The organism is Variovorax sp. 01T439_2 (assembly GCF_056398445.1).
The window spans coordinates 1-6795 of the sequence record NZ_JBFTPJ010000234.1 but is presented as its reverse complement, the minus strand read 5'-3'; the positions used below and the strand labels follow the sequence as shown (position 1 = coordinate 6795).

The following is a 6795-nucleotide window of genomic DNA, read 5'->3' as shown; positions in this document are numbered from 1 at the left end:
CGTGTTCTTCTTCCTGATCCTGGGCTACCTGGGCATCCAGGCGCCCGGCGTCTGGGGCAGCCTGGTCATCGGTTCGTTCGCGCTGGACATCGCGCAGACCATTTCCCAGATCGGCACGCTTTTCTACTTCGGTTTCTTCCTGCTCATGCCCTGGTGGAGCAGCAAGGGCGAGTTCAAGCCCGTGCCTGAGCGCGTGACCTTCGCCGCCCATTGAGAAGCCCAAGAGAGCTCGAGAGAAACACGATGAAGAAAAGCATTTCTGGCTGGCTCGCGGTTGTGGGCCTGGCCTTGGGCCTGACCTTTTCCGCAGCCGCATCGGCCGAGTCCGGCGGCATGGCCTGGGACAAGGCGCCCAACAAGACCACCGACGTCGCCTCGCTGCAGAACGGCGCCAAGCTGTTCGTCAACTACTGCCTGAACTGCCACTCCGCGGCGTTCATGCGCTACAACCGGCTGCAGGACATCGGCATCACCGAGCAGCAGATCAAGGACAACCTCCTGTTCGCGACCGACAAGGTCGGCGAGACCATGAAGGCCAACATCGACGCGCGCCAGGCCAAGGAATGGTTCGGCACGACGCCGCCCGACCTGACCCTGGTGGCCCGCTCGCGCGCCGGCCACGGCGGCACGGGTGCGGACTACCTGTACACCTACCTGCGCACCTACTACCGCGACGACACCAAGGCCACCGGCTGGAACAACCTGCTGTTCCCGAGCGTTGCCATGCCCAACCCGCTGTGGGAGCTGCAGGGCGAACGCCGTCCCGTCTACACCAAGATCTCGCAGCATGGCCACGAGACCGAAGTGTTCAAGGGCTGGGAGCAGGTGACCCCCGGCACCATGACGCCGCTGCAGTTCGACACTGCGGTCGGCGACCTGGTGAGCTACCTGCAATGGATGGCCGAGCCGGCACAGAACACGCGCATCCGCATCGGTGTGTGGGTGCTGCTGTTCCTCGTCATGTCGTTGGTCTTCGTGTGGCGACTGAACGCCTCGTACTGGAAAGACGTCAAGTAGTTCCGTCCACGCCGACCGCGCGCCTGGTGCGTGCGGTCCCACAGAGTGGGTTGCCAACGCGACCCACTCTTTTTGATTTTTAGGAGTCTCTCGCCATGATGGTCTTGTATTCAGGAACGACCTGCCCCTTTTCCCACCGCTGCCGCTTCGTGTTGTTCGAAAAGGGCATGGACTTCGAGATCCGCGACGTCGATCTCTACAACAAGCCTGAAGACATCAGCGTGATGAACCCGTACGGCCAGGTGCCCATCCTGGTCGAGCGCGACCTCATCCTGTATGAGTCGAACATCATCAACGAGTACATCGACGAGCGCTTCCCGCATCCGCAGCTGATGCCCGGCGACCCGGTCGACCGCGCGCGCGTGCGCCTGTTCCTGCTCAACTTCGAGAAGGAGCTGTTCGTGCACGTGGCCGCGCTCGAGAACCGCACCGCCAAGGGCAACGAGAAGGCGCTCGAAAAGGCACGCTCGCACATCCGCGACCGCCTCACGCAGCTGGCCCCCGTGTTCCTCAAGAACAAGTACATGCTGGGCGACAATTTCTCGATGCTCGACGTGGCGATTGCGCCGCTGCTCTGGCGCCTGGACTACTACGGCATCGACCTCAGCAAGAACGCGGCGCCGCTCCTGAAGTACGCCGAGCGCATCTTCTCGCGCCCGGCCTACATCGAAGCACTGACGCCGTCCGAAAAGGTCATGCGAAAGTAAGTAAGCTGCGTGCCTGCTTCCATCGTTTTTCGCCGTCCTTCATGATCAACGCGCTCGAGTCGTCCTCCACCCGCCCGTACCTCATCCGGGCGCTGTACGAATGGTGCACCGACAACGGGTTCACGCCCTATGTCGCGGTGCAGGTCGACGACACCGTCCAGGTGCCGCGCGAGTACGTGAAGAACGGCGAGATCGTGCTGAACATCAGCTTCGACGCGACCAGTTCGCTCAAGCTCGGCAACGATTTCATCGAGTTCAAGGCCCGCTTCGCGGGCAGTGCGCGCGAGATCGTCGTGCCCGTGGGCCGCGTGATCGCGATCTATGCGCGCGAGAACGGGCAGGGCATGGCGTTTCCCGCACCGGTACCTGCCGGCAGCGGCGCCGAGGGCGGCGGGCCGTCCCAGGCGGCCGGCGCGCCTTCTTCGCCCCAGGGGCCTGCGCGCATGCCGCTGCGCGATGCGTCGCGCGGCACCGAAGGCGATGCCGGCAAGATCGTCCACCTGGTGACGGGTGAAGACGCGGACGAAATGGTCGATGCCGGCGATGACGCCGGCTCGCCCACCGACCCCACCGATGAGCCGCCGCGCCCGCCGGCAGGCGGCGGCAGCCGCCCGTCGCTCAAGCGCGTGAAGTAGCGACAGCAGGCAGCCGACGCACACCGCACCGTTAAAATCCCGCAAGTCAATCCGTGCCGCTTTAGCTCAGTTGGTAGAGCACCCGCCTTGTAAGCGGAAGGTCGTCAGTTCGATTCCGACAAGCGGCACCATATCGAACATTCCGGAAAGCCCCCGCGCTGACCGGCAAGAAAGAAGCGGCGACCTGCCCGCTTCTTTCATTCCCGCGGCTGAAGATCAGCAGCGCCCCTTCTTGGCCTGTCCCGGCGGGCAGTGGTATCCGCCACCGCCAGGATGCTCTTCGGCGTGGCGATGATGCGGCTCCGCGCGGCGCCAGTCGCCTTCCATCCACCGCCATCCGCCGTCGGCCTGCACCCAGCGGCCCGGCGCATACGCGTAGTCGGGCCGCGCCGCCTGCCAGTAGCCCGAGCGCCAGACGTAGGCGCGCTCGTTCCACTGCCAGTGCCCGGGCACCCACACCTGGCCGGCCCTCGGCCCCGGCATGGGTTCGTAGCGCGGCGCGGGAGGCGCCACCTGGATCAGGCCGGGCACGTTGATCTGGACCGAAACCTGCGCTGCGGCGGGCAAGGCCGAAGCCACGAGTGCGGCCGCGGCCAGGAGAGTTGAGACTTTCATTGAAACCCTTGGATGTGTGTACAGGCCTGCACAACGCAAGCCGGCGGGAAAGTGTAATCAGCACATTCCCTTGGGGGCGGCGGCCGGCGGCGTAGAACGCGGTCGATGGGCGTTCGTCCGGATGCTAGAGTCCAAGCGCAAGTTGCACGCCGATGCGCAGACTACGCTTCCTTACCCACCGCCACCGCGCACCCTCCACCAACCGGGTGCTCGGCCTGCTGCTGGCCTTCAACGCCGGCGCCGTGAATGCGGGCGGGTTCCTGGTGCTGCACATGTACACCTCGCACATGACGGGCTTCGCATCGCAGTTCGCAGACGGGCTGGTGCTGGGCAACACCAAGCTGCTGCTCAATGCGCTGGGCGCCATCCTCGCCTTCCTGGCGGGTGCGGCGGTCTGCGCCATCCTGGTGAACTGGGGCCGCCAGCACCGGCTGCGCAGCGTCTATGCGGTGCCGCTGCTGCTGGAAGCCGCGCTCATGTTCCCGTTCGGATTGATGGGCGCCATCACGCTGACCTGGCCGACCCCGTTTGCCGTTCCGCTCACGGTGCTGCTGCTGTCCTTCATCATGGGGCTGCAGAACGCCGTCGGCTCCAAGACCTCCGGTGGCAGCGTCCGCACCACCCACATGACGGGCAACATCACCGACGTGGGCATGGAGCTGGGCAAGCTGCTCTACTGGAACCGGCATGCCACGCCGGCCCATGCGATGGTGCGCCACAACCGCCGCCGGATGCAGATGGCGGGCGGGCTTGTCGGCATGTTCGTGCTGGGCGGCATCGTCGGCGCGCTGGGCTTCAACTACATCGGCTTCGTCTGCGTGGTGCCGCTGGCCGCGCTGCTGCTGGCCGTCTCCATCCCGCCGCTGCTGGAAGACGCGCCGCGCTCCAGGCCGCTGCAGAAACTGCTGGCCGCCTTCAGACGGCGCCCACGCTGCCCGTGACCGGCAGCACGATGCCGGTGATGTAGCTGGCGCAGCTCGGCGCGGCCAGGAACACGTAGGCAGGCGAGAGCTCTTCCGGCTGCGCCGGCCGTTGCAGGTCGGTGTTCTTGCCGAAATCCTTGATCTTCCCGGGCGGGCTGTCGGCGGGATTCAAAGGCGTCCACACCGGCCCGGGCGCCACCGCATTCACGCGGATACCCTTGGGCAGCAAGTTGCTGGCCAGCGACTTGGTGAACGCGTGGATCGCGCCCTTGGTGGTCGAATAGTCGAGCAGGTGCGCGCTGCCCTCCAGGCCTGTGACCGAGCCTGTATTGATGATCGAGGCGCCCTGGCCCAGGTGCGGAACCGCGGCGCGCGCCATCTGGAAATAGCCGAAGACGTTGGTCCGGAGCGTGAGTTCGAAGCGCTCGTCGGTGATGTCCTCGATGGACGCCGCATGCAGCTGGAAGGCCGCGTTGTTCACCAGGATGTCGAGCTTGCCGAAGGCCTCGAGCGTCTGGTCGACCGCGTCGCGGCAGAACGCCGGATCGCAGACGTCGCCCTTGACGAGGATGCAGCGTGCGCCTTCCGCCTCCACGTGGCGCCGGGTTTCCTCGGCGTCCTCGTCTTCGTCGAGGTAGGCGATGGCGACGTCGGCGCCTTCACGGGCATAGAGCAGCGCCACGGCGCGCCCGATGCCGGAATCGCCGCCGGTCACCAGGGCCGCCATGCCTTCGAGCTTGCCGCTGCCCTTGTAGTCCGGTGCCTCGAAGCGCGGGCGCAGCGCCATCTCGGCCTCGAGCCCGGGCTTGCTCAGGTGCTGCGCCGGCAGGGGATTGACCGGCTGCAAGCGCGGCCCGGCCTGCGCGGGCTGGCTGGACTTCTTGGCGGCGGGCTTGGCGGCGCTGTCCTTTGCGTCCTGCGTGCGCTGGACGGTCCGCTGCTTGGCGGCGGTGTGCGCGCTTGCGCCGGACCGGGTGGATTTTGCGGGGGATGCGGTGGTCGATTTCATGTGCGTGGGCTCCTGCATGTGAAAGACAACCGTAGAACGCCGCCGCGCGGCCCGCGTAGGAATCCGTCCCGAATGCACGCCCACCGAAGCTGACCCGTGGATTTCCGAGCCGAGCTGTGGCGAGCTAGATCTCAGCGCCTTCGACAAGGAAGCGCACCCGGCGCACACCCTGCCATTCGTCGGCATCGAGCCTGAAGGCGAGCTTCACGCGCGCGGGCAGCGGCTCGGTGTGGCCGAACCAGATGCCGTCGACCGGCTGCCCCTGGTGCCGCAGCTTGAGCGCCAGGTGCTTCTCGCCCACGAGGCGCTGCGACACCACTTCGACTTCCTCGCTGAAGGTGGGCGGCGCAAAGCCCTGGCCCCAGACTTCGCGGTGCAGCGTGTCGACCAGGTCGATGCGCATGTACTCGCGCGCGATCGGGCCATCCGTTTCGATCTGGCGCGTGAGCGCGGAGGCGGCCAGCCATTCATGTGCGACCTCGGCCAGCGCGCGCTCGAACACCTCGAACTTCTCGCGCGCCACGGTGCAGCCGGCGGCCATGGCATGGCCGCCGAAGCGCAGCAGCACGCCCGGATGGCGCTTGGCCACAAGGTCGAGCGCATCGCGCAGATGGAAGCCCGGGATCGACCGGCCCGAGCCCTTGAGCTCGTGCTCCTTGCCGGGCGCGCCGCTGGCGGCAAAGACGAAGGTCGGGCGGTGGAAGCGGTCCTTGATGCGCGAGGCCACGATGCCGACCACGCCTTCGTGGAAGTCGGCATCGAACACGCTGATGGCTGCGGGCGGCGCCTCGCTGCCGTCGGCGGTGGCGCCGAACAGTGATTCGGCCAGCAGCAGCGCCTGGTCGCGCATGCCGCCCTCGATGTCGCGCCGCTCGCGGTTGATGCCGTCGAGCATGCGCGCGAGTTCGTCGGCGCGGCTGGCATCGTCGGTSAGCAGGCATTCGATGCCCAGCGTCATGTCGGCGAGCCGGCCGGCCGCGTTGATGCGCGGGCCGAGCGCAAAGCCGAAGTCGAAGGTGGTGGCCACCGCGGCGTTGCGTCCCGCGGCCTTGAACAGCGCCGCGATGCCCGCGGGCAGCGCGCCGGCGCGGATGCGCCGCAGGCCCTGCGCCACCAGGCGGCGGTTGTTGGCGTCGAGCTTCACCACGTCGGCCACGGTGCCGAGCGCGACCAGCGGGAGCAGCACGTCGAGCTTGGGCTGCGCGGCCGCGCTGAAGACGCCGCGCGCGCGCAGCTCGGAGCGCAGCGCCAGCAGCACGTAGAACATCACGCCGACACCGGCGATGCTCTTGCTCTCGAAGCTGCAGCCGGGCTGGTTGGGATTCACCAGCACGTCGGCGGCCGGCAGCTCGGGGCCGGGCAGGTGGTGGTCGGTCACCAGCACCTGCAGGCCGCGCGCCTTGGCGGCGGCCACACCCTCGACGCTGGCGATGCCGTTGTCGACGGTGATCAGCATGTCGGCGCCACTGTCGGCCACGCGCTCGGCAATCGGCGGCGTGAGGCCGTAGCCGTCGACCACGCGGTCGGGCACCAGGTAGCTCACGTTCTTCGCGCCGAGCAGGCGCAGGCCCCGCACCGCAACGGCGCAGGCGGTGGCGCCGTCGCAGTCGTAGTCGGCCACGATGCACAGGCGCTTGTCCTGCGCCATCGCGTCGGCCAGCAGCACCGCGGCCTCGCGCGTGCCGTGCAGCGTGTCGGGCGGCAGCAGGCGCGCCAGGCCGTCGTCGAGCTCGTCCTTGGCCAGCACGCCGCRCGCGGCGAACAGGCGGGCCAGCAGCGGATGCACGCCGGCCTGCTCGAGCGCCCAGACCGTGCGGGGCGGAATTTCGCGGGCAATGATCTTCACAGGGCCTCCAGCACGCTGGCGGCGCGCGGCCGGTCGAACAGGC

7 protein-coding genes, 1 tRNA gene and 1 pseudogene are annotated in these 6795 nt (G+C 67.7%); 6 read left to right on the top strand and 3 right to left on the bottom strand.

Translation table 11 applies throughout. From position 1 onward, the window contains the following. The 5 genes and pseudogenes from AC1DOC_RS13215 to AC1DOC_RS13195 all read left to right on the top strand — a co-directional run. Positions 1-214 (top strand): annotated as a pseudogene (locus tag AC1DOC_RS13215) (cytochrome bc complex cytochrome b subunit); the annotation flags it as partial. Between the two features lie 29 nt (positions 215-243). Continuing rightward, complete coding sequence (locus AC1DOC_RS13210) at positions 244-1017, top strand: cytochrome c1 (RefSeq protein WP_012746351.1); 774 nt, start codon at positions 244-246, stop codon at positions 1015-1017. Between the two features lie 95 nt (positions 1018-1112). Next, positions 1113-1724 carry a glutathione S-transferase N-terminal domain-containing protein gene (locus AC1DOC_RS13205; protein WP_012746352.1) on the top strand — a complete coding sequence of 204 codons (612 nt, stop codon included), beginning with the start codon at positions 1113-1115 and terminating at the stop codon, positions 1722-1724. Between the two features lie 41 nt (positions 1725-1765). Further along, the gene (locus AC1DOC_RS13200) at positions 1766-2359 is read left to right on the top strand and encodes a ClpXP protease specificity-enhancing factor (RefSeq protein WP_012746353.1); all 594 of its coding nucleotides are present in this window, start codon (positions 1766-1768) and stop codon (positions 2357-2359) included. Positions 2360-2414: 55 nt separating this feature from the next. Beyond that, positions 2415-2490: transfer RNA gene (locus tag AC1DOC_RS13195), tRNA-Thr, on the top strand. 85 nt (positions 2491-2575) lie between these two features. Here AC1DOC_RS13195 and AC1DOC_RS13190 read toward each other — a convergent pair. Then, positions 2576-2974, bottom strand: coding sequence for a YXWGXW repeat-containing protein (locus AC1DOC_RS13190; protein ID WP_012746354.1), 399 nt, complete (start codon positions 2972-2974; stop codon positions 2576-2578). 152 nt (positions 2975-3126) lie between these two features. Between AC1DOC_RS13190 and AC1DOC_RS13185 the strand changes: the two genes are divergently transcribed. Continuing rightward, positions 3127-3915 (top strand): YoaK family protein, encoded by a 789-nt coding sequence (locus tag AC1DOC_RS13185; RefSeq protein ID WP_018906500.1) that lies wholly within the window; start codon positions 3127-3129, stop codon positions 3913-3915. Here the strand turns inward: AC1DOC_RS13185 and AC1DOC_RS13180 are convergent. Further along, the gene (locus AC1DOC_RS13180) at positions 3890-4906 is read right to left on the bottom strand and encodes an SDR family oxidoreductase (protein ID WP_478079107.1); all 1017 of its coding nucleotides are present in this window, start codon (positions 4904-4906) and stop codon (positions 3890-3892) included. The genes AC1DOC_RS13185 and AC1DOC_RS13180 overlap by 26 nt on opposite strands. A 124-nt stretch (positions 4907-5030) precedes the next feature. Further along, positions 5031-6752 carry a single-stranded-DNA-specific exonuclease RecJ gene (gene recJ / locus AC1DOC_RS13175; protein WP_478129904.1) on the bottom strand — a complete coding sequence of 574 codons (1722 nt, stop codon included), beginning with the start codon at positions 6750-6752 and terminating at the stop codon, positions 5031-5033. Positions 6753-6795: the final 43 nt, after the last annotated feature.